Origin of the sequence: Variovorax sp. JS1663, from assembly GCF_002157355.1 — a bacterium.
GTDB lineage: Bacteria > Pseudomonadota > Gammaproteobacteria > Burkholderiales > Burkholderiaceae_C > Variovorax.
In genome coordinates this window covers 31,818-54,760 of sequence record NZ_LYMK01000027.1, presented here as the reverse complement: position 1 = coordinate 54,760, position 22,943 = coordinate 31,818, and the positions used below count along the sequence as shown (strand labels likewise).

Here is a 22,943-nt window from a genome sequence, read left to right as displayed (position 1 = left end):
CGTGGGTTCGACCGAACATCAGTGATTGAGATCAAGAATCGAAAGGACCGTCATGGAAAGCAGCGCGCTACACGAAGTCCGTGAGATGAAATCGGCGCCGCGGACACGGCGCCGTCGGCTTCTGCAAACAGCGTTTGCGGTTACCGCAGGCGGGGGTCTTCAAACGCTTGCGTCGGTCGACGCGCTCGCTGCGGAATCGAACTCTGCAGCGCCGACAGCGTCGGGAAATTCATCCACCTCGCGCCAAAGCCGCGTGGACTCGCCCATGCAGGACGCCATCAAGGCGTGTCTCGATTGCCATAGCATGTGCCTCCGGATGGCGATGGGCTACTGCCTGGAACGCGGCGGGCGCCATGCCGAGCAGAAGCACCTTCGCCTCATGCTCAACTGCGCCGAACTCTGCCAAACGTCGGCCAACTTCATGCTGAGCGACTCGCCACTGCACGGCCGGGTCTGCCTGATCTGCGCCGAAGCGTGCGAGGCATGCGGCAAGAGCTGCGAGCAGGTGGGTGATATGCGAGAGTGTGTCGAAGAATGCCAGAACTGCGCGAAGAGTTGCAGGACGATGACATGAATCCGCGCCGACGCTTCCTTAGAGCCAGTGCGGCCTCGGGTGCTGGGGCTGCGCTTAACGCGTTGTCCCCAAGTTACACGTGGGCCGCTTCGGATCGTGCATTGCCTCCGCAGGAATCCGGCCCGGTGTCCAACCTCGTGATCGCTAATGGCAGGCTCAATATCGATGGACAGAGCGCCACGCCAACCGTAGTCAACGGCTTGCTGCCCGGTCCCGTGTTGCGGTTTCGCGAGGGCGAGACCGCGACGATCCGAGTGACAAACCAGTTGGATGAGACGAGTTCGATCCATTGGCACGGACTCCTCGTCCCGCCGGACATGGACGGCGTCCCAGGGGTGAGCTTTCCCGGCATTCGACCCGGCGAGACGTTCACTTATCGGTACAAATTGCGCCAGAACGGCACGTACTGGTATCACAGCCATTCGGGCAATCAGGAGCAGGCGGGCCTGTACGGCCCGTTCATCATCGACCCCGCCACGCGCGACCCGTTCGCGTACGAAAGCGAATGCGTCGTAATGCTGTCCGACTGGACCTTCGAGGATCCAGCGCGCGTACTGGCGAAGATGAAAAAGTTCGGTTCATACTACAACTTCAACCGACGCACGATGGCCGATGTTTTTCGGGATGCGTCCCGCAATGGCTGGCGCGCCACGATCGCGGACCGTATGGAATGGGCAAAGATGCGAATGGACCCGACCGACATCGCGGATGTGACCGGTTCCACCTACACGTATTTGCTTAACGGGCAGGCTGCAAATCAAAACTGGACCGCGCTCTTCAAGCCGGGCGAGCGCATCCGCATGCGCTTCATCAACGCGGGTGCGATGACGCATTTCGATGTTCGTATTCCGGACTTGGAGATGACGCTCGTGCAGGCGGATGGCCAGAACGTCGAACCGGTCGCAGTTGAAGAGTTCAGGATCGCTCCAGCCGAAAGTTACGACGTGATCGTGCAACCGCGCGGCGCAGAGGCGTACACCATTTTCGCCGAGGCGATGGATCGCAGCGGTTATGCAGCCGGCACGCTTGCGCTGCGCTCCGGGCTGCGCGCACCGATGCCCGAGCGCCGCGTGCGTCCCCTTCGGACCATGGCCGACATGGGCATGTCCGGCGATGCGATGGGGGCTATGTCCATGCCCGCCAGCGGCGGCAAGCCCACGATGGATGCGATGCCCGGCATGGCGATGCCGTCGGACGCCGCACCTATGCAGCCGAAAATGGATGCGATGCCCGACATGGCCATGCCAGCGGATACCGCGCCTACGCAGCCGAAGATGGATGCAATGCCCGGCATGACGATGCCGGCGGACGCCGCGCCGGCAAAGGCCACGTCAAAGCAGGCCGAACCCCACGGGCCAGACCGCCACGGACCAGGCAATTCCACGATCGCCGAAATGCCTGCCAGCCGGGTGAACGAACCGGGCACCGGACTCGGGGACGCGGGCCGTAGAGTGCTCGTCTACAGCGACTTGCGGCGGTTGTCGACGGGAGGACGGGAAGGTGTGCCCGAGCGCGAGATCGAGTTGCACCTCACCGGCAATATGGATCGTCAGATATGGGGATTCGATGGAAAGAAATACTCCGAGGCCGAAGAGCCGATCCCGTTCGACTACCGCGAGCGGCTTCGCGTCACCCTTGTGAACGATACGATGATGGATCACCCGATGCACCTGCATGGGATGTGGATGGTGCTGGAGAACGGCGCGGGCGCGAAGCGGCCGCTAAAGCACACCATCAATGTGAAAGCAGGTGAACGTCTCTCGTTCGATGTCGAGCCCGACGAACTCGGCAAGTGGGCCTTCCATTGCCATCTGCTCTTTCATATGGAACTCGGCATGCTGCGCGTGGTCTCAGTCGTCGATCCGAAAGCGAAGGGGCGGACATGAAGCGCTCGTCGAACACCAAACGCGCGCTACGCCATGCGGGCGTCTTGGTGTCGTGCGCGATGTTGACTCCGCTCGCCGAGGCCCAGACACTTCCCCCGCCCATCGAGGACAGCCCGATCCGCAGCTACTTCTTGTTCGACCAATTCGAGCACACTACGGCGCGTTTCGCCGGCGGCAGCAAAGGCAGCGATGCGCTGCGCTTCAATACGCTGGGGTGGATCGGCGGAGACTACAACCGGCTTTGGATATACACCGAAGGCACGAAGCCCTACAACGGCAGGATGGAGGACTTGGATGTACAGGTGCTCTACGGGCGCTTGGTTGCCCCCTTCTGGGATCTGCAAGCGGGCGTGCGCTACTTCAAGCCAAGATCGGATGGCCCATCGAGAACGTATGCAGTCTTCGGAGTGCAGGGACTCGCACCTTATCGGTTCGGGGTTCAGGCGGCCGCCTTCGTCAGCGAACGCGGCGAGGTATCTGGTCGGGCCGAGGTCGAGTATGAACTCCTGCTGACCCAGCGCTGGATCTTGCAGCCTCGCTTCGCAACCAATATCGCAGTTCAAGAAGTGCGGGAACTGGGCATCGGGCGCGGCGTGAACGACGTTGAGTTCGGGCTTCGCTTGCGCTATGAGATCAAGCGCGAGTTTGCCCCCTACATTGGCGTGTCCTGGCAGAAACGCTTCGGCGGCGCGGCGAAGTTTGCGCGGGAACGGGGTGAAGATGTGAGCGGATGGCGCGTGGTCGCGGGAGTTCGGGTGTGGTTCTAGAAGACTGTCGGACTTGACGGCAAGCAAGGAAAGTTGATAGAGGAAAAGATGGCTCGAATCCGCTGTCAGTCTTGGATGCAGCCCGCGCTGATTTGGTTGATTGCAACCGGATGAGGTGAGCATGAGGTGCGATGCAGAAAAGGACCGAATAGCGCGCTGCATATTCCCTGGAGTCCCAGCTGGGCCTGAGGCTCGACGCCGATGGCGCCCTGCTGCCCTGCCAGGCCATCCTTCTGGTCGACGGCCGCCGGGAACACTCGGGCGAGGCGCGAATACCACCTGCGCAAGGTTGACGCAACTCGAACACCCACGGACCTAAGCCGGGAGCATCGCAATGCAGATTGGCATGATCGGACTCGGACGCATGGGCGCCAATATGACCCGCCGGCTGATGCGCGGCGGCCACGACTGCGTCGTCTACGCCGCGCACCCCGCCAGCGTCGAGCGGCTCACCGCGCAGGGCGCCACCGGCTCGGCGTCGCTGCAGCAGTTGGTCACGATGCTGTCGCGGCCGCGAGCGATCTGGTTGATGGTCCCGGCGGGGGTCGTCGACCAGACCATCTGCGATCTCTTGCCACTTCTCGACGCCGGCGACATCGTCGTCGACGGCGGCAATTCCTACTACGCCGACGACCTCCGCCGTGCGGCCGATTTGCGCGCGTCGGGCATTCACTATGTCGACGTGGGCACCAGCGGCGGCGTCGCCGGCTTCGATCGCGGTTACTGCCTGATGATTGGCGGCGAGGACGCGGTCGTGCAGCACCTGGCGCCGCTGTTCGCGACGCTGGCCCCCGGCGTCGGTGCCGTCGCACCAACGCCAGGCCGCAGCCGCAACGGCAGCAGCGCCGAACAGGGCTATCTGCACTGCGGTCCACACGGCACCGGCCACTTTGTCAAGATGGTGCACAACGGCATCGAGTACGGGGTCATGGCAGCATACGCCGAAGGGCTGAGCATCCTGCGCAACGCGGATGTCGGCAAGCGCGCAGGCGCCGTCGATGCAGAGACCACGCCGCTGCGCAACCCCGAGCTGTACCAGTACGAAATGGACTTGCCCGAGATCGCCGAGGTCTGGCGGCGCGGCAGCGTGATCGGCTCGTGGCTGCTCGACTTGACCGCCACCGCGCTCGCCGCCGACCCTGTGCTCGCTGGCTTCCACGGCCGCGTCTCCGATTCCGGCGAAGGACGCTGGACGATCCAGGCCGCCATCGACGAAGCGGTGCCGGCGCCGGTGCTGAGCGCCGCGCTGTATGCCCGTTTCAGTTCGCGCGGAGAAGCGGACTTCGCCAATCGCGTGCTGTCGGCGATGCGACGAGAATTCGGCGGCCATGTCGAAAGGGCCGCCGGCGAACCGAAAGCGAGGCTTAGGGTGAAAGGCCGCCACGCTCTATTCGTTCGCTGCCCCCGAGAGGTTGCTCAATGCCCTTTGGGCGGCCGTGCGGGGCACTGAAATGCACGACGACCCTGCCGGAGCCATTGCGGCGTCTGACGCGCTGGTGCTGTTCGGCGTCACCGGTGACCTGGCCTACAGGAAGATTTTTCCGGCGCTCTGCGCGATGTGCAAACGCGGAGCGCTGAAGGTGCCGGTGATCGGCGTCGCCTCGTCGGCGTGGAGCATCGAGCAACTGCGCGCACGGGCAAAGGAAAGCGTTGAGAACGCCGCTGTCGTGGGCGACCCGATCGCGCTCGATCGGTTGCTGTCCGTGCTGCACTACGTGGGCGGCAATTACAACGATGCCGGCACGTTCGAAGCGCTCAAGCTGGCCCTCGGCGGGGCAACGCGCCCGGCGCACTACCTCGCCATTCCGCCAGCGCTGTTTCCGACCGTTATCAGGGGACTTGGCACGGCGGGCCTGGCTGCGCAGGCGCGTGTCATCGTCGAGAAGCCGTTCGGCCGCGACCTCGCGTCGGCGCGCGAGCTCAACCGCGTCGCGCTCGAAGTGTTTGCCGACAACGCGATCTTCCGCATCGATCACTTTCTCGGCAAGGAAGCGGTCATGAATATCCTCTACTTCCGCTTCGCCAATTCGTTCCTCGAACCGATCTGGAACCGCAACTTCGTGGCGAGCGTGCAGATCACGCTGGCCGAAGAGTTCGGCGTGCAGGGCCGCGGTGCTTTCTACGAGAGCGCTGGCTGCCTGCGCGACGTGGTGCAGAACCACCTGTTCCAGATCGTCGCGCTGCTCGCGATGGAACCGCCGCCGCGGCGCGGCTTTGCGGCCATGCATGCCGAGAAGGCCAATGTCTTCCAAGCGATGCGGCCGCTGCAACCAGCCGATATCGTGCGTGGCCAGTACACCGGCTATCGCGAAGAGCCCCGGGTCGCGAAGGACTCGGATGTCGAGACCTACGCCGCGCTGAGGCTGCACATCGACTCCTGGCGCTGGGAAGGCGTGCCGTGGTACCTGCGCTCGGGGAAGTGTCTGCCCGAAGCGGCGTGCGAGGTGCTGGTGCGGCTCAAGCCGCCGCCGCAGCAGTTGTTCGCGGACTCGGTGAGAACGAGCGCGGAGGCCAACTATCTGCGCTTCCACCTTTCGCCGGGTTCGATCATCGCGCTGGCCGCCCGCGTCAAGCGCGCCGGCAAGGGGTTCGTCGGCGACCAGCAGGAGCTTTGTCTGGTGGAAGAGGAAGCCGGTGAAGAGGCTCCTTACGAGAGACTGCTCTGCGATGCGATGGCCGGAGATAACGCGCTGTTCGCCCGCGAAGACGCGGTCGAGGCGGCCTGGACCGTTGTCGAGCCGGTGCTCGCCGAGCATCCCCGCGCCACCTCCTACCCGCCCGGCAGTTGGGGTCCGCCCGAGGCGGACCGCCTGATCGCGGCCGATGGGGGCTGGCGCAACCCCGAACCGGCGCGGTGACGCGATGCCGCTGCCCATCGAAGACTACGCGCTGATCGGCGACTGCCATACCGCCGCGCTGGTCGGCCGCGACGGCTCAATCGACTGGCTGTGCATACCGCGTTTCGATTCGGGAGCCTGCTTCGCGGCCTTGCTGGGCGGCCCGGACCATGGGCGCTGGCTGATCGCGCCGTTTCAGGGCGTGCGCGCGGTGCGGCGCCGCTACCGCGACGGCACGCTGATCCTGGAAACCGAGTTCGAGACCGACGAGGGCACGGTGCGCGTCATCGACAGCATGCCGCTGTCGAACGAGCGCTGGGACATCGTGCGCATTGTCGAGGGGCTGAGCGGGCGCGTGCGCATGCGCACCGAACTGGTAATTCGCTTCGACTATGGTTCGATCGTGCCGTGGGTGCACAAGGCGCACGGCACGCTGCTCGCGACCGCCGGGCCGGACACGCTGGAACTGCACACCGCGGTATGCACGCATGGCGAGCAGATGAAGACTGTGGCCCGGTTCGAAGTCGGCGCCGGCGAACGCGTCCCGTTCGTGCTCAACTACCGCCCTTCGCACGTACCGATGCAGCCAGCGATCGACCCCGAGCAGACCTTGCTGGAGACGCAGCGCGAATGGCTTGAATGGTCGCAGCGCGGCAGCTATCGGGGTCGCTGGCGCTCCGAGGTGCTGCGCTCGCTGATCACGCTGAAGGCGCTGACCTACACGCCCACCGGCGGCATCGTCGCCGCGCCCACCACCTCGCTGCCCGAACAGGGCGGCGGCGTGCGCAATTGGGACTACCGTTACTGCTGGCTGCGCGACGCGACCTTCACGCTCAACGCGCTACTGCTCGCCGGCTACACTGGCGAGGCGGTCGCCTGGCGCGAGTGGCTGCTGCGCGCCGTTGCCGGCAACCCGGCGGACCTGCAGAACCTCTACAGCGTGACCGGGGAGCGCCGTCTCGACGAAGTCGAACTCGGCTGGCTGCCCGGCTATGGTGGCGCCGCGCCGGTGCGCGTCGGCAACGCAGCGGCCAGGCAGTTCCAGCTCGACATCTACGGCGAAGTGATGGACACGCTGCACCTAGCGCGTGCCGCCGGCCTTGCCACCGAGCCGCATGCCTGGCGGATCCAGCGGGCGCTGCTCGCCTTTTTGGACACGCACTGGCGCGAGCCCGACGAAGGCATCTGGGAAATTCGCGGGCCACGGCGGCACTTCACGCATTCGAAGGTGATGGCCTGGGTCGCCTTCGACCGAGCCGTCAAGGCAGTCGAACATTTCGGCCTGGACGGTCCGATCGATGCGTGGCGACGCACGCGCGACGCGATCCACGCGCAGGTCTGCGACGCCGGCTTCGATGCCCGGCGCAACAGCTTCGTGCAGTACTACGGCGCATCCGACCTCGACGCCAGCCTTCTGCTGATCCCACTGGTCGGTTTCCTGCCGCCCGACGATGCGCGGGTACGTGCGACGGTCGACGCGATCCAGCGCGAACTGATGGCCGGCGGCCTGGTGCTGCGCTACGCGACTGCCACGGGTGTCGACAACCTGCCGCCCGGCGAAGGCGTCTTCCTGCCATGCACGTTCTGGCTCGCCGACAGCTTGGCGCTGACCGGCCGACGCGACGAAGCCGAGGCGCTGTTCGAACGGTTGCTCGCGTTGCGCAACGACGTCGGCCTGCTGTCGGAAGAATTGGACCCGCACACCGGCCGGATGCTGGGCAACTTTCCGCAGGCGCTGACCCATATGGCGCTGGTCAACACCGCCCGGCTCCTGTCGCTGCCGCAGCACCGGATCAAGCACTCTTGCACGCGAGGCGAGCGCCCTGCAGCGGTCGCGCAGACGTCATGAAGCCAGCAGCGCGGCGAGCCCGACTATGAAAGTCCTGGTGGTCGACATCGGCGCGGCTCCCATGTGAAGTGCTTTGCGAGCGGCGAGCGGAGCCCGCTCGAGTTCGCGTCGCGGCCGTTGCCCTTGACCTACGACTTCCCGAAGACATCCGACGCCGCGGCCCATTGGCCTCGGCATGGCTCACGTTCCAACACGCCCTCAGCGATTTCGTCGAACGAAGCTTCGTTGCAGCTTGACTGAGACTTGACCTGATCGTGAACTTCTTGGGCGCCTAGTCCGACCTCGCGCGCTGCGCGCCATCGAGCACATTCAGCCCGACGGTGATCCGGTGATCCTGTCGGACGGCATGTGGTGCTCCAGCCGCGCAAGGTTCAGCGCTCGGGCTCTGGCAAACCGTAGATGGCCGCGTGCTGATCTACAGATCTACATTTAGGAGCTGATGCCCGACACGGTGCAGCGGCACGACCCGGCGCGCCGCTACGTGATGGTGGACGGCAAGCTGCGCATCCCTCGCCGCGATGAAACAGGCCCTGGGCCACCGACTGACAACGGTATTCCGGCGCCAGGGACACTACGCCTTCGATCAGCACAACATCGCAAGCTATCCCCCGGCCGACATCACGCTGGAGCGCATCGGCAAGCTTGCAGACGTCGATCTGCCGGCCTTGCTGGGGCAGAACTCGCCCTCAAAGACCTGACGCACGCGGCCGACCTGTTCCGGCCGGTGCACGACGCGACCGGCAGCGTTGACGGCTGGGTGTCGCTCGAGCTATCGAGGACGGGCCGACGCACCAGCCGATCGAGCTACTCGCCTCGTGCCGTGCGATGCCGGGCATGGTGCTGTTGCGCCCGGCCGACGCGAACGAAGTGATCGATGCCTGGAAAGGTGATCATGGGCATCACCGAGCGGCCGGAGAGTCTGGTGCTGTCGCCCCAGGCGCTGCCGACGCTCGACCGGGGCCGGTATGCGAGCGCCGGCGTCGCCGCGCGTGGCGCTATGGTGCTCGCCGACGCCGGCCGACGGCAAGCCCTATGTGCTGGCGCTGGCGACTGGCAGTGAAGTTGCGCTCTGCATCGCCGCTTACGAGCAACTCAAGAGCGAAGGGATCGCGGCCCGCGTCGTCAGCATGCCGTCGGATTTGTCGAGAGCCAGCGCCCCGAGTATCGCCACAGCGTCCTGCCGCTCGCTGTGACGGCGCGAGTCTCGGTCGAAGGCGGCGTCGCCGTTCGGTTGGGAGCGCTAGATGCCGCGCACGTCGCCGCCGCTGCCGCTGCCGCTGCCGCTGCCAGGCAACTGTTGGCACAACCGGCGCCGACGGCGCAGCAGCACCATGCTGCCAACGCAAATCAGCCCCCTCGCCGGTAAGCCGGCACCGATGGCGTCACTCATCGGCGTGTCCAGCTCGACGAGCCGAAAAATGCCTGCCCAGGCGGCACTAGCGCGCGGTACCCTGCCGTGCACCTGAGGCCGCCACAACCTTGACCTTGCCTACCATTCCGGCTTCGTAGTGACCCGCTATCAGGCAGGCGAAATCGAAATCACCGGGCCGGTTGAAAGTCCAGACGATCTCGCCCGTCTTGCCGGGCGCAACGTGCGCCATGTAGGGCTCGTCGTGCTCCATATTGGGAAACTTCATCATGAGCGCCGCGTGCTCGTCGAGTTCCTTTTTCGTGCCCAGGACGAACTCATGCATCAACTTTCCATCGTTCTTGAAGGAAAACCTGACAGTTTCGCCCTGCTTCACCTGGATGCGATCGGGCGTGAAGCGCATGTTGTCCGTCATCCTGACGGCGACGGTCCGCTTGGCCGCCTTCGCCTCTCCCGCGATTCCCCAGTCCTTCTGCTCCTTCTTGACCGGACCGGACGGGGTGCTGTGATCCTCGTCGCCATGCGCGAGCACGGCGCCGGAAACCGCCAGCATGCCGGCCAGCAGGAGTACCTTGATCGATTTCATTGTGGTTCCTTGGGTTGAGGCAGAGCAGACTTGGTCGTCAATGCTGCAGGATTTTGGACAGAAAGTCCTGGGCGCGCGGAGTGCGCCCCTGCGGCCGACCGAAGAATTCGTCGCGGCCGCAGTCTTCGACGATCCTTCCCTGATCCATGAAGATCACCCGGTCACCCACCTGGTTGGCAAACCCCATCTCGTGCGTGACCACCATCATCGTCATTCCTTCACCGGCGAGTTGCACCATGACCTCGAGCACTTCACCGACCATCTCCGGGTCCAATGCCGAGGTCGGTTCGTCGAACAGCATGACGACCGGATCCATGGACAGCGCCCGCGCAATCGCGACGCGCTGCTGCTGGCCGCCCGAAAGCTGACCTGGGAACTTGTCTTTATGGGCGGAAAGCCCGACCCGGTCAAGCATGCGCAGCCCTCGCTCGACCGCTTCCGAGCGCGATCGCTTAAGTACCTGAACCTGCGCCAGCGTGAGATTGTCTGTCACATTCAAGTGCGGAAACAACTCGAAGTGCTGGAACACCATGCCGACCCGGGCGCGCAGCCTCGGCAAGTCGGTCCCGGGATCGGCGATCTGGATGCCGTTGACCGTGATGCTGCCTCGCTGGATGGGCTCGAGCGCATTGACAGTCTTGATGAGCGTCGATTTGCCGGAGCCGGACGGGCCGCAAACCACGACCACCTCGCCCTCGCGGATGCTCGTGCTGCATTCGGTCAGCACCGGAAATTTGCCGTACCACTTCGAGACACCTTTGATTTCAATCATGGAATTCATTCAAAGCGCTGCCGCGGTCTTGCGCCGTTGCAGCCAAGTGACCCACCAGGCACCAGCCGTGCACAGCGCCAGGTAGACGACGGCCACGAGGATGTAGACCTCGACCACGCGCCCGTCGCGCTGCCCCACTTTGCTCGCGGCCCCGAGAAAGTCGTTCAGACTGATCACGTAGACGAGCGATGTGTCCTTCAGCAGGGCGATGGTCTGGTTGATCAGCGACGGCGTCATGTTGCGAAACGCCTGCGGCAGGATGACGTGGCGCATGGCCTGCCAGGGCGTCATGCCCAGCGACTGGGCAGCCTGCATCTGTCCCGCGCGGACGCTGCCGATGCCGGCGCGGATGATCTCGCAGTAGTAGGCTGACTCCGCGAGCACGAACGCCACCAGCGCCGCATAGATCGGCCCCACCGTAAGGTTGGGATCGCCGGTAGTGGCTCTGAGCACCACGGGCATCAGGAAGTAGATCCACAGGATCGTGAGAATCAGCGGAATCGAGCGGAACAGGTTCACATAGCCGGCAACGGCCGTCGCGATCGGACGCGGCCCGAAGATGCGGGTGATCGCCAGCAGGGTTCCGAGGGCGATGCCCGCTGCCATGGCGACCACCACCAGGAAGGCGGTCATCTGCAGGCCCTGCATCAGGTACGGCAAGGCGCGCTGCAAAGACGCCCAGTCGAAGTCGTAACCCATCAGGTGCCTCCCAGCAAGCCCGGCACGCGCACCCGGATCTCGATACGACGCATCAGCACGATCACGCCGTAAGTGATCGCCATGTAGATGACCGTCGCGGCGATGAAGGCCTCGAACGGATGCGCGCTGAACTCGCTGAGCTGGCGCGTCTGCCCGGTCAACTCCATGAGCCCGATGGTGAGTGCCACGGCCGAGTTCTTGAACACGTTCAGGAAGTCCGAGGTCAGCGGGGGAATGACGATGCGTAGTGCCTGCGGCAGGATCACGTGCCGGTAGGCCCCCGTGGTCCCCAGCCCGAGCGCCATGGCCGCCTGCTTCTGGCTGTGTGGCACCGATTCGATGCCTGCACGCACCTGCTCGGCCGCCTTCGCGGCCGTGTAGAGCGTCAGTCCGACCAACACCGTGAGGAACTGGTTGGTCGTCGGATTCATCTGCTTGACCGCATTACCCCATTCGATGGGCAACAGTTCCGGCACGACGAAGTACCAGAGGAACAGCTGGACCAGCAGCGGGGTATTGCGGAAACAGTGGATGTACACCGTCGAGAGGTAGCGCGCTGCACGGTTGGGAAGCGTCCTCGCCACGCCAGCTACCAGGCCTATGCCCAGCGCCAGCGTCCAAGCCATCAACGACAGGAGCACTGTCCACAACAGTCCACGTAGCAGCATCAGGCCGTAGAAGCCCTCCCCAGTGACCGAGGGTTTGAAGAAGATCAGCCAATCCCAGGCGTAGTGCATCGTGTGAGACGGTTCGTGAGATCGCGACGACCGGCGATCACAGCGGCTGGTCGTTCGGGTTGCGGATGAGCTCCTGCATCTCCGGCGACATCGGGAAGTTGACCGTGACGTTCCCCTTCACGGCGATCGGCTTGAGGAAGTATTTCTCGTACAGCGATGCGAACTCTCCCGAGCGCATCATGCCTACGATCACATTGTCGACCAGCTTCTTGAAGGCGACATCGCCCTTTCGCAGCATGCAGCCATAGGCCTCCTTCTGCTGTGGCACGCCCACCACCTCCCAGTTAGCAGGATTTCTGGCGCGAGCGATGTTGCTGAAGAGAATGATGTCGTCCTGGGTGGCCGCAACCGCTCGACCGGTCTCGACCGTCAGGAAGTTCTCGTTGATGTCCTTGGCCAGGATGATGTTGATGCCCCACTTGTTCTGCTCGTTGAGGCGGCGCAGCATGCGCTCGGCGGTCGTTCCTGCACTGACGACGACATTCTTGCCGACCAGGTCGGACCAGTGCTTGATCCCGGAGTTCTTGCGCACGAGCAGGCGCGCCCCCACGACGAAGAAGGTGGTCGAGAAGGAAACCTGGTTCTGTCGCTCGGCGTTGTTGGTGGTCGAGCTGCACTCCAGATCCACAGTCTGGTTGGCCACCAGAGGGATGCGTGTCTGCGGCGTGACCTCCAGGGTCTTTACCTCCAGCTTCGCGAGTTTCAGCTCCTTCTTCACCTGCTCGACCACGCGCTGCGAGATGTCCCAGGCGAAACCCGTCTGCTTGTTGTTGTCGTCCAGGTAGTTGAACGGAATGGACGCACCGCGAGTCGCTACCGTGATGGTTCCGGTGTCCTTGATTTTCTTAAGCGTGCCGTCCAGCGGCTGCGCGGTCACACCGGCACACAGCGCAAGGCCGGCCGCTACCATGAGGGACTTGATCATCGGCTTGAAAGTCATCGCAGGCTCCGAATGTCTTGGACTAGAGTTTGATACTGGCTTCGAAGGCGTTCAGCGCGCCCAGCAGTTCGTCGAGCAGCTCTTGCGGATCCTCCAAGCCGACCGACAGGCGGATGACCGGTCCGTGCACGTCGCAGAACTGGCGCTTGGCCAACTCCTCCGCGGGATAGAAAGCGGCGATGCTGCGCACCCCACCCCAGCTCGCGCCGATCGAGAACAGCTTCAGCGCTCGGAACATCGCGCGGTAGGCCTCATAGGGCGAGTCCACGAGCTGCAGCGACAGCAGGCACCCCGACAGCTTGAAGTCACGGGCCCACACGGCATGATCCGGTGCGCCCGGCAGTGCAGGAAAGAGCATCTGGCGGACCAACGGATGCTTTGAGAGCCGGCCGGCGATCATTTGGGCGCTCGCCGCCTGGCGTTCCATCCGAACCTGCATCGTGTCCAGTCCGCGCGACACGAGGAAACAGTCCTCGGCGCTAACGGCCAGTCCCATCAGCGATTGGAGACCCCGCAGCGATCGATACAGGCGCTCGTCGTTGGTGGCGATGCTGCCCATCAGCACATCCGAATGGCCGCCCATGTATTTGGTGCAAGCGTGGATGCAGAGGTCCACGCCGTGCGCCAGCGCAGAGAAGCCCAGCGGACTTGCCCAGGTGTTGTCGATGGCCGTCACCACGCCATGGGCTCGGGCGATGGCAGCGATCGCGGGAACGTCTTCCAGCTCCATCGTCACTGTCCCTGGCGACTCCAGCCAGATGAGCCGCGTGGTACGCCGGATCAGCCGTTCGATGTCCGCGCCGATGCGCGGCCTGTAGAACTCGACCTCGACGCCGAGCGCTTGCAGCCGCTCGACAGCAAACGACTTCGCGAGGCCGTAGGCAGCGTCCGTCATCAGAAGATGATCGCCCTTCTTCAGCAGCGCCAGAAGCGTGCTGCAGATGGCCGCTTGCCCTGAAGGAAAGACGACGCAATGCGCGGCGCCGTCCAACTCGGCGATGCGTATCTCGAGCGCGCGCTGCGTCGGTGTACCGGTCGTTCCGTAGCTGAAGCCGTCCGGCATGCGGCTGCGCCGATGCACGAAATCGTCGAGCGAATCGAAGACCACTGTCGATGCGCGCCACACCGGCGGGGCCAGACTGGCGAACGCGTCGTTGGTTGAAGTTTGGAAGTTCACGAGAGAAGGAGGTAGTTCAACAGGTGCAAGGTTTGCGCCCTGCCCTGAAGTTGTTGCAGGGAATGGGTGGCGGTTCTGCTGCGGACGGGCGGTGCTGCTGCACCTATTTGCCGGGCGCGGATTCGATGAGCTGCAAGGCTTGTTTCATCTGCTCGACGGCCATGTTTTCCAGATCGGTGTACACCCGCATTTCGACCGAGAGTCGGGCGAATATCTCCTTCGCAGCGGCAATCTTAGTGGCGTCAGTAGTCTTCGGATTGGCCAGCGCAGCTTCCAGGCGCTTGAATTCGCTGGTCAGGAAAGCGGGCTGCTCGCCGAGCGTGCGCAGACCCGTGTTGGTCATCGAGCGGATGCGCAGCACCATCTTCACGTCCGACTGCTCGATTTCTCCTTGCGCACGCTCCAGCGCGAGCTTGGCCGCAATGGCCGGTTCGCTGTCGAGCTTCTTGGTCGCTGCGATGCTGTTGAATTTGACGATGTCGGCCGAAAAGTCGTGCGCCCAGGACGGCACGGCAAAAACAAGGGCAATCACTGCCGAGGCGGTTCGAAATTTCATGGCGCTTCTCCAGGGGGATGGCTGAAGACACCAACTCTACGGCTGCGACGATAATCTGGATCACGCGCAAACTTCTTACTTCATAAGTAGTGCTTATATGTTGCTCCGGGAAATTGAGGTGTTTCGTTCCGTGATGTCCGTCGGCTCCGCCAGCAAGGCGGCAGTGCTCATGGGCGTCACCCAGCCTGCCATCAGCCAGTCACTGCGCAGGCTCGAGGAGGCAGCAGGCTTTGCGCTGTTTCGGCGGTTGCGCGGCCGGTTGCAGCCGACGGCAGAAGCAAGGGCGCTGATGATCGAGGTCGAACGTGCCTACGTGGGCCTGAGCAGCATCGAGCACCGCATGCGCAGTTTGAAGCGCTATGGTGTCAACACGCTGCGTATGGCCGTCTACCCAGCTTTCGGCTTGACCTTCGTCCCACGGGCCTTGTCGCGGCTTGTGGCCGAGCGGCCGGACGCTGAGGGAAGACCTCAGATTTCGTTGCAGGTGCTGAGCTCTCGTGAGGTGCACGACGCCGTGTTGGCAGGGCAAGCGGACTTTGGGCTCATGGCCGATGAGATGCCCACGACCGGCTTGGAGCATTCCGAATTCGCACGTTTTCCCGGCGTCGTGGTAATGCACGCGAAGCACCGATTGGCGAACACCAAAACTGTTCAGCCAAGCCAACTCGCAGAAGAGCCGTTTCTTGCGCTCAACCCCGAGGATGCTTCGCGACGACGCCTGGAGCGTGCGCTGGAGGACTGCGGCGTCAGCCTGAAAGTGGCTGTGGAGACACCATACGCCGCGAGCGTTTGCGAAATGGCCATGCACGGGCTGGGGATCGGCGTCGTCAATCCGATCACGGCCTTGGAATACGCCCAGCGAGGTCTGGTCATCCGCGCGCTATCGTTGGACATCTCCTTTGCCGGGCTGCTAGTGCTTCCCCCAGGTCAGCCCTTGTCCAGTGTTGCGCAGCGCGTGCTTCAACTCATGCGCATCCAGCTGGCTGGAGATCAGAAGGCGCTCGCGACCTTCCTGAAACCCAGTTCGAAATCCTGATCGCCTGGTTGTCGAACCCACTGCGTGGCGCTAGCTGCTAGGAATCGGGCCCATGCGAGTCGACCGGGATTTGCAGCGTCACGGTGGTCACGCCGGCGACGCTTCGGGCATCTACATGTCCCTGGTGCGCCGACATGATCGTGCGCACGATTGCTAACCCGAGACCGGTGCCGCCATCGTGGCGTGCGCGCGCCGAGTCGATGCGATAGAACCGCTCAAAGATTCGCTCCAGGTGCTCGGGCGCAATCCCGCTGCCTTGGTTTACCACCGCGAGCAGTGCGAACTCGTCGCGCCGAGCGATCTCGACACGCACTTCGCTCGCAGGCGAGGCATGTCGAATGGCGTTGGAAAGGAGGTTGGTCACCGCACGCTGCAAGAGCATGCGGTCACCCCTAACCTCCGCCTCGCCATAGACGCCCACCGTGACGTTACGCTCCTCCGCCAATAGGCTCAGATAGTCGGCAACGTGCAGCGCGGCCCCATGCAGCGATACGGACTCCCTCTCCATGGCGATATCGGCCTGGTCGGCGCGGGCAATGAACAGCATGTCCGAAATGAGCCGGCTAAGCCGCTGAAGCTCGTCAATATTGCCCGCCAGTACGTCGCGCAGTTCCTCATTCGTTCGCTGATGCGACAACGCGACCTGCGAGCGTCCCATCAGCGTGGCGACCGGCGTGCGCATCTCATGAGCCAGGTCGCCCGAAAACTCCTTGAGCCGGCGCACGCCCTCGTCCATCCGCTCGAGCATCGCATTGAATTCCCGCGCGAGCGCGCTAAGTTCCGCCGGCAGGCCGTCCAATGACAGACGCTGCGCAAGCGACGACGTGCTGACGGATGCCGCCAAGCGGCCAAAACGCGTCATTGGCAGCAACCCGGTGCGCACGATCAGCCACACACCGGCCGACACGAGCACAAGCAGGAAGGGCACGCCAAGCAAGGTCGCCCCGACAAATGCCCGTAGCAAGGCCGCGTCCGCTTTTCGATCGATCGAGAGATAGAAGCGAACCGACTCCCCCGAGGCGACGGTCCGAATGCCCACAGCGGTGCTGTAGCGCTGCGCTGGCGTTGCGCTCCATTCCATCGAGGCGTCGTCCGTTCCTGGAACTCTCAGGCGCTCCACGGTTTCTTGGGCGACGGCAGAGGAAGACCAGATCACCCGATTCGTGCCGACCTCCACGATGGCGAGATGGAGGTCGTCGTGGCCCACCAACAAATCGTTAAAGCGATGCAGCTGTTCGGAGATCGCGGGGGGCGCTGGCATCTCCGAAAGAAGGTGTGCAAGCAGGAGTACCTTGCCGTCGAGCTCAGTGGACGTACGCTTGTCAAGCTGGTCGGACAGCGTCCAATAGCCTAGAAAAATCGCGCCGCCCGCAATGATCAGACCGAACAAGGAACTCGCCACCGCCAGCCGTGCGGCCAGGGAGGCGCCTACCAGCCTTTTGCGCAGATTCATCCTCACGACGGCGCGTCCCGTCGCTCGAGCACGTACCCCACCCCACGCACAGTGTGAATCAACTTGACTTCGAATGGATCGTCGATCTTGGCGCGCAGGCGACGGATGGCCACCTCGACCACGTTCGTGTCCGAATCGAAATGAATGTCCCACACCAGTGATGAAATCTGGGTCCGCGACAGCACCTCGCCCGTGCGCTGGACGAGCAGTGTGAGCAACGCGAACTCCTTGGCTGACAGATCGATGCGCTGGCCCTGTCGGGTGGCGCGATGCCGCACCGGGTCCACCTCCAGGTCGCCCAGCCGAAGCATGGTTTCCTGGGGGGCCGGCTGACCGCGGCGCAGGAGCGCCCGTACGCGTGCCAGCAGTTCGGGGAATTCGAATGGCTTGACCAGATAGTCGTCCGCTCCGAGATCGAATCCGCGCACCTTGTCATCGGTTTGCCCGCGTGCCGTGAGCATCAGAACCGGCGTCTGCTTGGCGGTGCGAAGCGCCGAAAGAACGGCGTAGCCGTCGATACCCGGCAGCATGATGTCCAGCACGACCAGGTCGTGATCACCAGTGAGCGCGGCATGCAAGCCGTCCGTGCCGTTGAACGCCAGCTCCACGGTGTAGCCGCTTTCGACCAGTCCCTGGCGCAGGTAGTCCGCCGCCCGTGTCTCATCCTCGACAAGAAGAATTTTCATCGTGCTAGTTTGATGCCAGGGTGGGCCCAACGGAAGGTGACGAAAGGCCGAGCGCGCTCAAGTTCCCACTTCCAAGATCATCGTCAGGCCGCCGCCGCCTTTGTGTTCGACATTATTGTTCGTCGTATGGTGCGGGATGTGGCAGTGCACCAGCCATTTTCCCGGCCGCCGCGCCTTCCAGATCACGTCATAGCGCTGCCCGGGGCCCACGTTGACCGTGTCGGCCTCGAAGCGCGCGGCTTCGGGCAGGACATAGCCGTCTCGCGCAACCACGGTGAACGGGCCGCCGTGCACGTGCATGGGATGCACGAAGTTGTTGTTGCTGCCGATGAAGCGCAGCTTGATCGTCTCGCCAACCTTCATCTTCACCGTATCGGTCGCCGGATAAGCCTTGCCGTTGATCGTGAAGAAGTTCGGCAACGCACCTTCCATCAGCATCGCCGGGTAGGTCAATCCTTCGCGCTTGAGCCACTCCTGGAGCTGCAGCACGTACTCGTGGTCGGCCTTCGGCGCTTCCTGCGCGTTCCTCGGATCGATGATCAGTGCGCCGTAGAGGCCGAAGGCCTGCTGACGGTCCGCATGGTCGTGCGTGTGATAGAAGAAGGTGCCCGCCTGCTCGGTGGTGAACTCGTAGGTGTAGCTGCCGCCAGGCGGGATCGGCTTCTGCGTGATCTTGGCGGGTCCGTCCATCTCATTTGGAAGAATCAGGCCGTGCCAGTGGACGGTCGTGCTCTCCGGCAGCCGGTTCGTGACCTTGATGCGCACCCGATCGCCCTCGGTGACGCGAATCCTGGGGCCGGGAATCGTTTCGTTGAACGCATAGCCCTCCACCGTCTCGTCCGGCAGGATGTTCCATCGGATCACCCGTGTTTCCAGATTGAACACCTTCACGCCGTCGACGAGTTCAGGCACCAGCTCCGCGTCGCCGCGCGCGTCCGCCTTCGCCTTCTTCGTGACTTCGCGTGGATGGATGGCGGCCATGTCTCGCATTGCCTCGCCTGGCGTGTCCCACCCCATGATCATCGACGGCGGCATGATGGCGCCGCCCACGTCCCTGGCCGACAGCCGCATGTTCACGAACAGGGCAGGTACCGTCATGCCGCCGAGCAGCATGAGCGTGGTTGTCATGGTCACGGCCGCAAGCTGCGGTCGGGTGACGTTCGGCCGCATGCTGTGGCCGCCATGAGCATGATGCTTGTCGCGCGCCCGACCGTCCGGCGACTTGCTCTCGCTGCCCGCGTGCTGAAGGCCGCTGTGGCTCTCGTGAACCAGGTGGCCCGCGCGCGCTGGTATCTGCTCGACAGCATGCGGCTGGCCGTGGGGGGACAAAGCGGGCGCCGAGACGGAGTCTTCCTTCGGCTTGCGCTCTGTCATGAGCCCGTGCTTCATCTGGCACGCGACCATCCAGACGTTCACCGGATACGCGATCGCGAAGCCCGCGATCACGCCCAGAGACATCACCCCCCAGAACAGCAGTTCGGTCGGATCCATGGCGCGCATGTCACGGCCCATCATCAAAAGCGCCATGACCGGTGCCATGCCGGCCATCATGGCGTTCATGCTAATGAATTCCGGCATGAACGACTTCCTCACGTTCTCCCAGTAGGTCCCTCCCATCATGCTTTTCATGAAGAGCGACTGGAAGATGAACAAGCCGAAGGCGAAGCCTGCGGCATACTCGACGATGAGGTCGATCCACATCGGGAGGCCAAGCACAGCAGTGACAACGGCAGCCAGGATGATCCCGGTCGCGTCGCCGGCCACGCAGTGAATTGTTGAGCCTACGCCTTGCTTCCACAGCGGCTTGACGAAGTCCTCGTGCTCGCCGGGCGCCGGCTCCTTGTCTGCCATCACGTACAGCAACAGGCCCAAAGGTCCCATGTACAAGGTTACCAGGATGAAGCCCCACTTCATCACGACCGGTTCGGGATTGTTGCGGAACTGGTCCCATGCGACGTAGGCGGTCGACAGTGCGGCGAGCACGAACCAGACGGCCAGGAAATAGTCCACAGGCTGAACAAACATGCCGGTCTCCGCAGGGTGAGATCCGAGGCCGGGACTGGCCTCGGGCGAGAACCGTCAATTCGACATCGAGAGAGCCCGCGCCGTCTGTAGGCGCTGGCCTTTAGAGCCTGGATGGCAGCCCGCGAACCCGCTGAGCTCGGCAAGCTCGTCGATGATGGGGCAATCCGGCCGCTGGTCTCCTTGGCAACAGTCCGCCAGCCGCTCCAAGGTGCGCTTCATGCTTTGCATTTCTTCAATGCGTCGGCTGAGGTCATCGGCATGCGCAAGCGCAATGCGCTTGACGGCGGCGCTCGCGCGGCGCTTGTTCTGCCACAGCTTCAGCAGTTCGGCGATCTCCGCCATTCCGAAGCCGAGCGAGCGTGCGCGCCGGATGAACCGCAGCGTATGCACATCTTTGTCGGTGTACTGGCGATATCCCGAATCCGTGCGGCCGACCTTGGGCAACAACCCAAGCGATTCGTAGTGGCGGATCATCTTGGCATTGACCCCGGAACGGGCGGATGCCGTGCCAATGTTGAACGGCCCATCAAAACCACTGCACATCATGCACCTCCTTTCCAGCGCCGCAAGAGCAGCGCGTTGCTCACCACGCTTACGCTGCTGAAGGCCATCGCCGCGCCGGCGATCACCGGGCTCAGTAGCCCGAAGGCGGCGAGCGGGATGCCGACCACGTTGTAGACGAAGGCCCAGAACAGGTTCTGCCGGATCTTGGCGTAGGTACGGCGCGAGATGTCGATCGCGTCGCTCACGAGGGCCGGGTCCCCGCGCATCAGCGTGATGCCGGCCGCATGCATCGCGACGTCGGTGCCGGTGGACATCGCAATGCCCACATCGGCCGCGGCCAGCGCCGGCGCATCGTTGATTCCATCACCCACCATCGCGACGCGTTCACCGCTTGCCTTCAGCTGTGCGACGATGGAGGCCTTGTCTTCGGGCAGCACCTCGGCGCGCACCGTGTCGATCTTCAGCAGCTTCGCCACCGCCTCGGCGCTGCCGCGGTTGTCGCCGGTGACCAGCGCTGTGCGGATGCCTTGCGCGTGCAGTTGCGCGATGGCCGCCGCGGCGCTCGGCTTGGGCGCATCGCCGAAGGCCAGAAGGCCGATCAGCGCTGGGCGCCCGCTCACGTCGGCCAGCCAGGAAACGGTGCGCCCTTCGGCCTGCAGCCGCGATGCGCGGGCTTCGAGCTTGCCGAGCGGCACCGAGAGCTCATGCATGAAGCGGCTGCTTCCTAGACGCAACGCGCGACCGCCGACGGTCGCCGCCACTCCTCGGCCAGCCACTGCACGTACCTCGCTTGCACGTGGGACGGGGCCCAGACCGGCCCTTTCGGCTGCTGCCAGGACGGCGCGGGCGAGCGGATGTTCGCTACCCGCCTGGATAGCTGCACTGGCCTGAAGCAGTGCGGCGAAATCATCATCAGTGGCTTCGAAGGCGACAAGCTCTGGACGTCCTTCGGTCAGGGTACCCGTCTTGTCGAAAGCAACGACCTTGACGCTGTGAGTCACCTCCAGCGCTTCAGCATCCTTGATCAAAACCCCGTGGCGGGCGGCGACGCCGGTGCCCGCCATGATGGCGGTCGGCGTAGCCAGGCCCAGGGCACAAGGACAGGCGATCACGAGCACCGCCACGGCGTTCAGGATGGCGGTTTCCCAGTTGCCGGTGGCAAAGCCCCAGGCGAGGAGCGTCAGCAACGCGATGCCAATGACGACCGGGACGAACACGCTGCTCACACGATCCACCAACCGCTGGATTGGCGCCTTCTTGGCCTGAGCCGACTCCACCAGCCGCACGATGCGCGCGAGTGTCGATTCCGCACCCACGGCGGTAGTGCGCGCGACGAGCAATCCCTGACCATTGACCGAGCCACCCGTTATGGGGTCCTCCGCATGCTTGGCGACCGGCAAGCTCTCGCCGGTGATCAGCGATTCGTCGATCTCGCTGGAGCCTTCGACGATGACGCCATCCACCGGCACACGCTCTCCAGGACGGACGACCACCAGATCGCCCACCTGGACCTGCTCCACGGGCACGTCCTGCTCCACGCCATTGCGGCGTATGCGCGCCCGCTCGGGGCGCAGCTCATTCAAGGACCGAATGGCCTCCGTGGTCTGACGCTTGGCCCGAACCTCCAACCACTTGCCCAGCAGCACCAGCGTGATCACCACCGCCGACGCCTCGAAGTACAGGTGCGGCGGCATGCCATGGCCCGCATGCACGTAGAGCAGGTAGACACTCAACCCGTAACCGGCCGTGGTGCCCAGGGCTACCAGCAGGTCCATGTTGCCAGCGCCGGCCTTCAGCGCCTTCAACCCGGCGCGGTAGAAGCGGGCGCCCAGCCAAAACTGGACCGGTGTTGCCAACGCGAGCTGCAGCCACCCATCGAGCATCCACTCCCTGGCGAAGATCGACCCGAACATTGGAAGCAGCAGCGGCAGCGACAACAAGGCGGCCACAGCTACAGGCCACCAATCGGGCAAACGGCGCGCTGCCTTGTCGGATACAGCGCCCGCGCCGTCTGGTTGGCGTGCTCCATAGCCCGCCTTCTGAACAGCGGCGATCAGCGCCGCCGGGTCAACGTCTCGGCTTGCGAATTTGACCTCGGCCCTTTCCGTGGCGAGGTTCACCGTGGCGGAAACCACGCCAGGGACTTTGGCAAGCGCCTTCTCGACCCGCGCGACACACGACGCGCAGGTCATGCCTTCGATTTGCAGATCGAGCGTCTGCTCACCGACGCCGTAGCCCGCCTTCTCGACCGCGCCTCTCAGCGCGCCCAGGTCGACAGAGCTGTCAGCGCGAACACTGGCCGCCTCTGTCGCCAAGTTAACGGTGGCGTCGATGACACCGGGCACGCCGGCGAGGGACTTCTCTACTCGTGCAACGCAGGAGGCACACGTCATTCCCTCAATAGGCAGGGACCACTCCTTCAAGCCGCCGGCGGGTAACGGCATTGTCAAACTGCTGCTCATCGACATCTCCTATTGTCCAAGGTATCCC

Annotated in this window: 22 protein-coding genes and 1 pseudogene; 10 read left to right on the top strand and 13 right to left on the bottom strand. The window is 64.0% G+C overall.

All coding sequences use genetic code 11. The annotated features are described in order from the left end of the window. Positions 1 to 265: 265 nt before the first annotated feature. The 9 genes and pseudogenes from A8M77_RS21685 (at position 266) to A8M77_RS37460 (ending at position 9,106) form a co-directional block, all read left to right on the top strand. Positions 266 to 574, top strand: coding sequence for a four-helix bundle copper-binding protein (locus A8M77_RS21685; protein WP_086923585.1), 309 nt, complete (start codon positions 266 to 268; stop codon positions 572 to 574). Next, positions 535 to 2,460: a copper resistance system multicopper oxidase gene (locus tag A8M77_RS21680; RefSeq protein WP_337590026.1), complete on the top strand. Its 1,926-nt coding sequence runs from the start codon at positions 535 to 537 to the stop codon at positions 2,458 to 2,460. The genes A8M77_RS21685 and A8M77_RS21680 overlap by 40 nt, the downstream gene beginning before the upstream one ends. Continuing rightward, positions 2,457 to 3,227, top strand: coding sequence for a copper resistance protein B (locus A8M77_RS21675; RefSeq protein ID WP_086923583.1), 771 nt, complete (start codon positions 2,457 to 2,459; stop codon positions 3,225 to 3,227). Before A8M77_RS21680 ends, A8M77_RS21675 begins: the two co-directional genes overlap by 4 nt. A gap of 334 nt (positions 3,228 to 3,561) precedes the next feature. Further along, positions 3,562 to 4,677, top strand: a complete 1,116-nt coding sequence (gene gnd, locus A8M77_RS21670) for a phosphogluconate dehydrogenase (NAD(+)-dependent, decarboxylating) (RefSeq protein WP_086923582.1) — start codon at positions 3,562 to 3,564, stop codon at positions 4,675 to 4,677. A gap of 1 nt (position 4,678) precedes the next feature. Next, positions 4,679 to 6,085, top strand: coding sequence for a glucose-6-phosphate dehydrogenase (gene zwf, locus A8M77_RS21665; RefSeq protein WP_086923581.1), 1,407 nt, complete (start codon positions 4,679 to 4,681; stop codon positions 6,083 to 6,085). Positions 6,086 to 6,089: 4 nt separating this feature from the next. Next, positions 6,090 to 7,913: a glycoside hydrolase family 15 protein gene (locus A8M77_RS21660; protein WP_086923580.1), complete on the top strand. Its 1,824-nt coding sequence runs from the start codon at positions 6,090 to 6,092 to the stop codon at positions 7,911 to 7,913. 280 nt (positions 7,914 to 8,193) lie between these two features. After that, positions 8,194 to 8,611 (top strand): annotated as a pseudogene (locus tag A8M77_RS36925) (HAD family hydrolase); the annotation flags it as partial. Positions 8,612 to 8,805: 194 nt separating this feature from the next. Beyond that, positions 8,806 to 8,973, top strand: coding sequence for a hypothetical protein (locus tag A8M77_RS37465; protein WP_443272082.1), 168 nt, complete (start codon positions 8,806 to 8,808; stop codon positions 8,971 to 8,973). Beyond that, complete coding sequence (locus tag A8M77_RS37460; protein WP_443272048.1) at positions 8,903 to 9,106, top strand: transketolase-like TK C-terminal-containing protein; 204 nt, start codon at positions 8,903 to 8,905, stop codon at positions 9,104 to 9,106. The genes A8M77_RS37465 and A8M77_RS37460 overlap by 71 nt, the downstream gene beginning before the upstream one ends. A 47-nt stretch (positions 9,107 to 9,153) precedes the next feature. Here A8M77_RS37460 and A8M77_RS36920 read toward each other — a convergent pair whose 3' ends face one another. The 8 genes from A8M77_RS36920 to A8M77_RS21620 form a co-directional block, all read right to left on the bottom strand. Further along, positions 9,154 to 9,303 (bottom strand): hypothetical protein, encoded by a 150-nt coding sequence (locus tag A8M77_RS36920; RefSeq protein WP_238136918.1) that lies wholly within the window; start codon positions 9,301 to 9,303, stop codon positions 9,154 to 9,156. Positions 9,304 to 9,349: 46 nt separating this feature from the next. Beyond that, complete coding sequence (locus A8M77_RS21650; protein ID WP_086923579.1) at positions 9,350 to 9,868, bottom strand: cupredoxin domain-containing protein; 519 nt, start codon at positions 9,866 to 9,868, stop codon at positions 9,350 to 9,352. Between the two features lie 37 nt (positions 9,869 to 9,905). Further along, positions 9,906 to 10,640: an amino acid ABC transporter ATP-binding protein gene (locus A8M77_RS21645; protein WP_086923629.1), complete on the bottom strand. Its 735-nt coding sequence runs from the start codon at positions 10,638 to 10,640 to the stop codon at positions 9,906 to 9,908. A gap of 9 nt (positions 10,641 to 10,649) precedes the next feature. Then, positions 10,650 to 11,339, bottom strand: a complete 690-nt coding sequence (locus tag A8M77_RS21640; RefSeq protein WP_086923578.1) for an amino acid ABC transporter permease — start codon at positions 11,337 to 11,339, stop codon at positions 10,650 to 10,652. Further along, the gene (locus tag A8M77_RS21635) at positions 11,339 to 12,076 is read right to left on the bottom strand and encodes an amino acid ABC transporter permease (RefSeq protein WP_086923577.1); all 738 of its coding nucleotides are present in this window, start codon (positions 12,074 to 12,076) and stop codon (positions 11,339 to 11,341) included. Before A8M77_RS21635 ends, A8M77_RS21640 begins: the two co-directional genes overlap by 1 nt. A 37-nt stretch (positions 12,077 to 12,113) precedes the next feature. Further along, entirely contained in the window at positions 12,114 to 13,001 is an 888-nt protein-coding gene (locus tag A8M77_RS21630; RefSeq protein ID WP_443272079.1) for a transporter substrate-binding domain-containing protein, read from the bottom strand. Positions 13,002 to 13,038: 37 nt separating this feature from the next. Beyond that, a complete protein-coding gene (locus A8M77_RS21625) occupies positions 13,039 to 14,193 on the bottom strand; it encodes a trans-sulfuration enzyme family protein (protein WP_086923575.1) in 1,155 nt (384 codons plus the stop codon). Positions 14,194 to 14,296: 103 nt separating this feature from the next. Then, positions 14,297 to 14,749, bottom strand: a complete 453-nt coding sequence (locus A8M77_RS21620; protein ID WP_086923574.1) for a hypothetical protein — start codon at positions 14,747 to 14,749, stop codon at positions 14,297 to 14,299. Between the two features lie 97 nt (positions 14,750 to 14,846). On the opposite strand from A8M77_RS21620, the gene A8M77_RS21615 reads away from it, so the two are divergent. Further along, complete coding sequence (locus A8M77_RS21615; RefSeq protein WP_086923573.1) at positions 14,847 to 15,785, top strand: LysR substrate-binding domain-containing protein; 939 nt, start codon at positions 14,847 to 14,849, stop codon at positions 15,783 to 15,785. 37 nt (positions 15,786 to 15,822) lie between these two features. Here A8M77_RS21615 and A8M77_RS21610 read toward each other — a convergent pair whose 3' ends face one another. The 5 genes from A8M77_RS21610 to A8M77_RS21590 are packed head-to-tail and all read right to left on the bottom strand — an operon-like array spanning position 15,823 to position 22,915. After that, positions 15,823 to 17,238 (bottom strand): heavy metal sensor histidine kinase, encoded by a 1,416-nt coding sequence (locus tag A8M77_RS21610; RefSeq protein ID WP_086923572.1) that lies wholly within the window; start codon positions 17,236 to 17,238, stop codon positions 15,823 to 15,825. 2 nt (positions 17,239 to 17,240) lie between these two features. Then, on the bottom strand, positions 17,241 to 17,924 hold the full coding sequence (locus tag A8M77_RS21605; RefSeq protein ID WP_086923571.1) for a heavy metal response regulator transcription factor: 684 nt from the start codon (positions 17,922 to 17,924) through the stop codon (positions 17,241 to 17,243). A gap of 57 nt (positions 17,925 to 17,981) precedes the next feature. Beyond that, on the bottom strand, positions 17,982 to 19,949 hold the full coding sequence (locus A8M77_RS21600; RefSeq protein ID WP_086923570.1) for a DUF4396 domain-containing protein: 1,968 nt from the start codon (positions 19,947 to 19,949) through the stop codon (positions 17,982 to 17,984). A gap of 54 nt (positions 19,950 to 20,003) precedes the next feature. After that, positions 20,004 to 20,495, bottom strand: a complete 492-nt coding sequence (gene cueR, locus A8M77_RS21595; protein ID WP_086923569.1) for a Cu(I)-responsive transcriptional regulator — start codon at positions 20,493 to 20,495, stop codon at positions 20,004 to 20,006. After that, entirely contained in the window at positions 20,492 to 22,915 is a 2,424-nt protein-coding gene (locus A8M77_RS21590) for a heavy metal translocating P-type ATPase (protein ID WP_086923568.1), read from the bottom strand. Before A8M77_RS21590 ends, cueR begins: the two co-directional genes overlap by 4 nt. Positions 22,916 to 22,943: the final 28 nt, after the last annotated feature.

Coding starts and splice junctions, on each gene's coding strand:
- A8M77_RS21620 (WP_086923574.1), bottom strand. CDS start 14,749: ATGAAATTTCGAACCGCCTCGGCAGTGATTGCCCTTGTTTTTGCCGTG.
- A8M77_RS21685 (WP_086923585.1), top strand. CDS start 266: ATGCAGGACGCCATCAAGGCGTGTCTCGATTGCCATAGCATGTGCCTC.
- A8M77_RS21660 (WP_086923580.1), top strand. CDS start 6,090: ATGCCGCTGCCCATCGAAGACTACGCGCTGATCGGCGACTGCCATACC.
- A8M77_RS21650 (WP_086923579.1), bottom strand. CDS start 9,868: ATGAAATCGATCAAGGTACTCCTGCTGGCCGGCATGCTGGCGGTTTCC.
- A8M77_RS21610 (WP_086923572.1), bottom strand. CDS start 17,238: ATGAATCTGCGCAAAAGGCTGGTAGGCGCCTCCCTGGCCGCACGGCTG.
- cueR (WP_086923569.1), bottom strand. CDS start 20,495: ATGATGTGCAGTGGTTTTGATGGGCCGTTCAACATTGGCACGGCATCC.
- A8M77_RS21630 (WP_443272079.1), bottom strand. CDS start 13,001: ATGATCAAGTCCCTCATGGTAGCGGCCGGCCTTGCGCTGTGTGCCGGT.
- A8M77_RS21605 (WP_086923571.1), bottom strand. CDS start 17,924: ATGAAAATTCTTCTTGTCGAGGATGAGACACGGGCGGCGGACTACCTG.
- gnd (WP_086923582.1), top strand. CDS start 3,562: ATGCAGATTGGCATGATCGGACTCGGACGCATGGGCGCCAATATGACC.
- A8M77_RS36920 (WP_238136918.1), bottom strand. CDS start 9,303: ATGAGTGACGCCATCGGTGCCGGCTTACCGGCGAGGGGGCTGATTTGC.
- A8M77_RS37465 (WP_443272082.1), top strand. CDS start 8,806: ATGGGCATCACCGAGCGGCCGGAGAGTCTGGTGCTGTCGCCCCAGGCG.
- A8M77_RS21590 (WP_086923568.1), bottom strand. CDS start 22,915: ATGAGCAGCAGTTTGACAATGCCGTTACCCGCCGGCGGCTTGAAGGAG.
- A8M77_RS21675 (WP_086923583.1), top strand. CDS start 2,457: ATGAAGCGCTCGTCGAACACCAAACGCGCGCTACGCCATGCGGGCGTC.
- A8M77_RS21615 (WP_086923573.1), top strand. CDS start 14,847: ATGTTGCTCCGGGAAATTGAGGTGTTTCGTTCCGTGATGTCCGTCGGC.
- zwf (WP_086923581.1), top strand. CDS start 4,679: ATGCACGACGACCCTGCCGGAGCCATTGCGGCGTCTGACGCGCTGGTG.
- A8M77_RS21680 (WP_337590026.1), top strand. CDS start 535: ATGCCAGAACTGCGCGAAGAGTTGCAGGACGATGACATGAATCCGCGC.
- A8M77_RS21600 (WP_086923570.1), bottom strand. CDS start 19,949: ATGTTTGTTCAGCCTGTGGACTATTTCCTGGCCGTCTGGTTCGTGCTC.
- A8M77_RS21635 (WP_086923577.1), bottom strand. CDS start 12,076: ATGCACTACGCCTGGGATTGGCTGATCTTCTTCAAACCCTCGGTCACT.
- A8M77_RS21640 (WP_086923578.1), bottom strand. CDS start 11,339: ATGGGTTACGACTTCGACTGGGCGTCTTTGCAGCGCGCCTTGCCGTAC.
- A8M77_RS21645 (WP_086923629.1), bottom strand. CDS start 10,640: ATGATTGAAATCAAAGGTGTCTCGAAGTGGTACGGCAAATTTCCGGTG.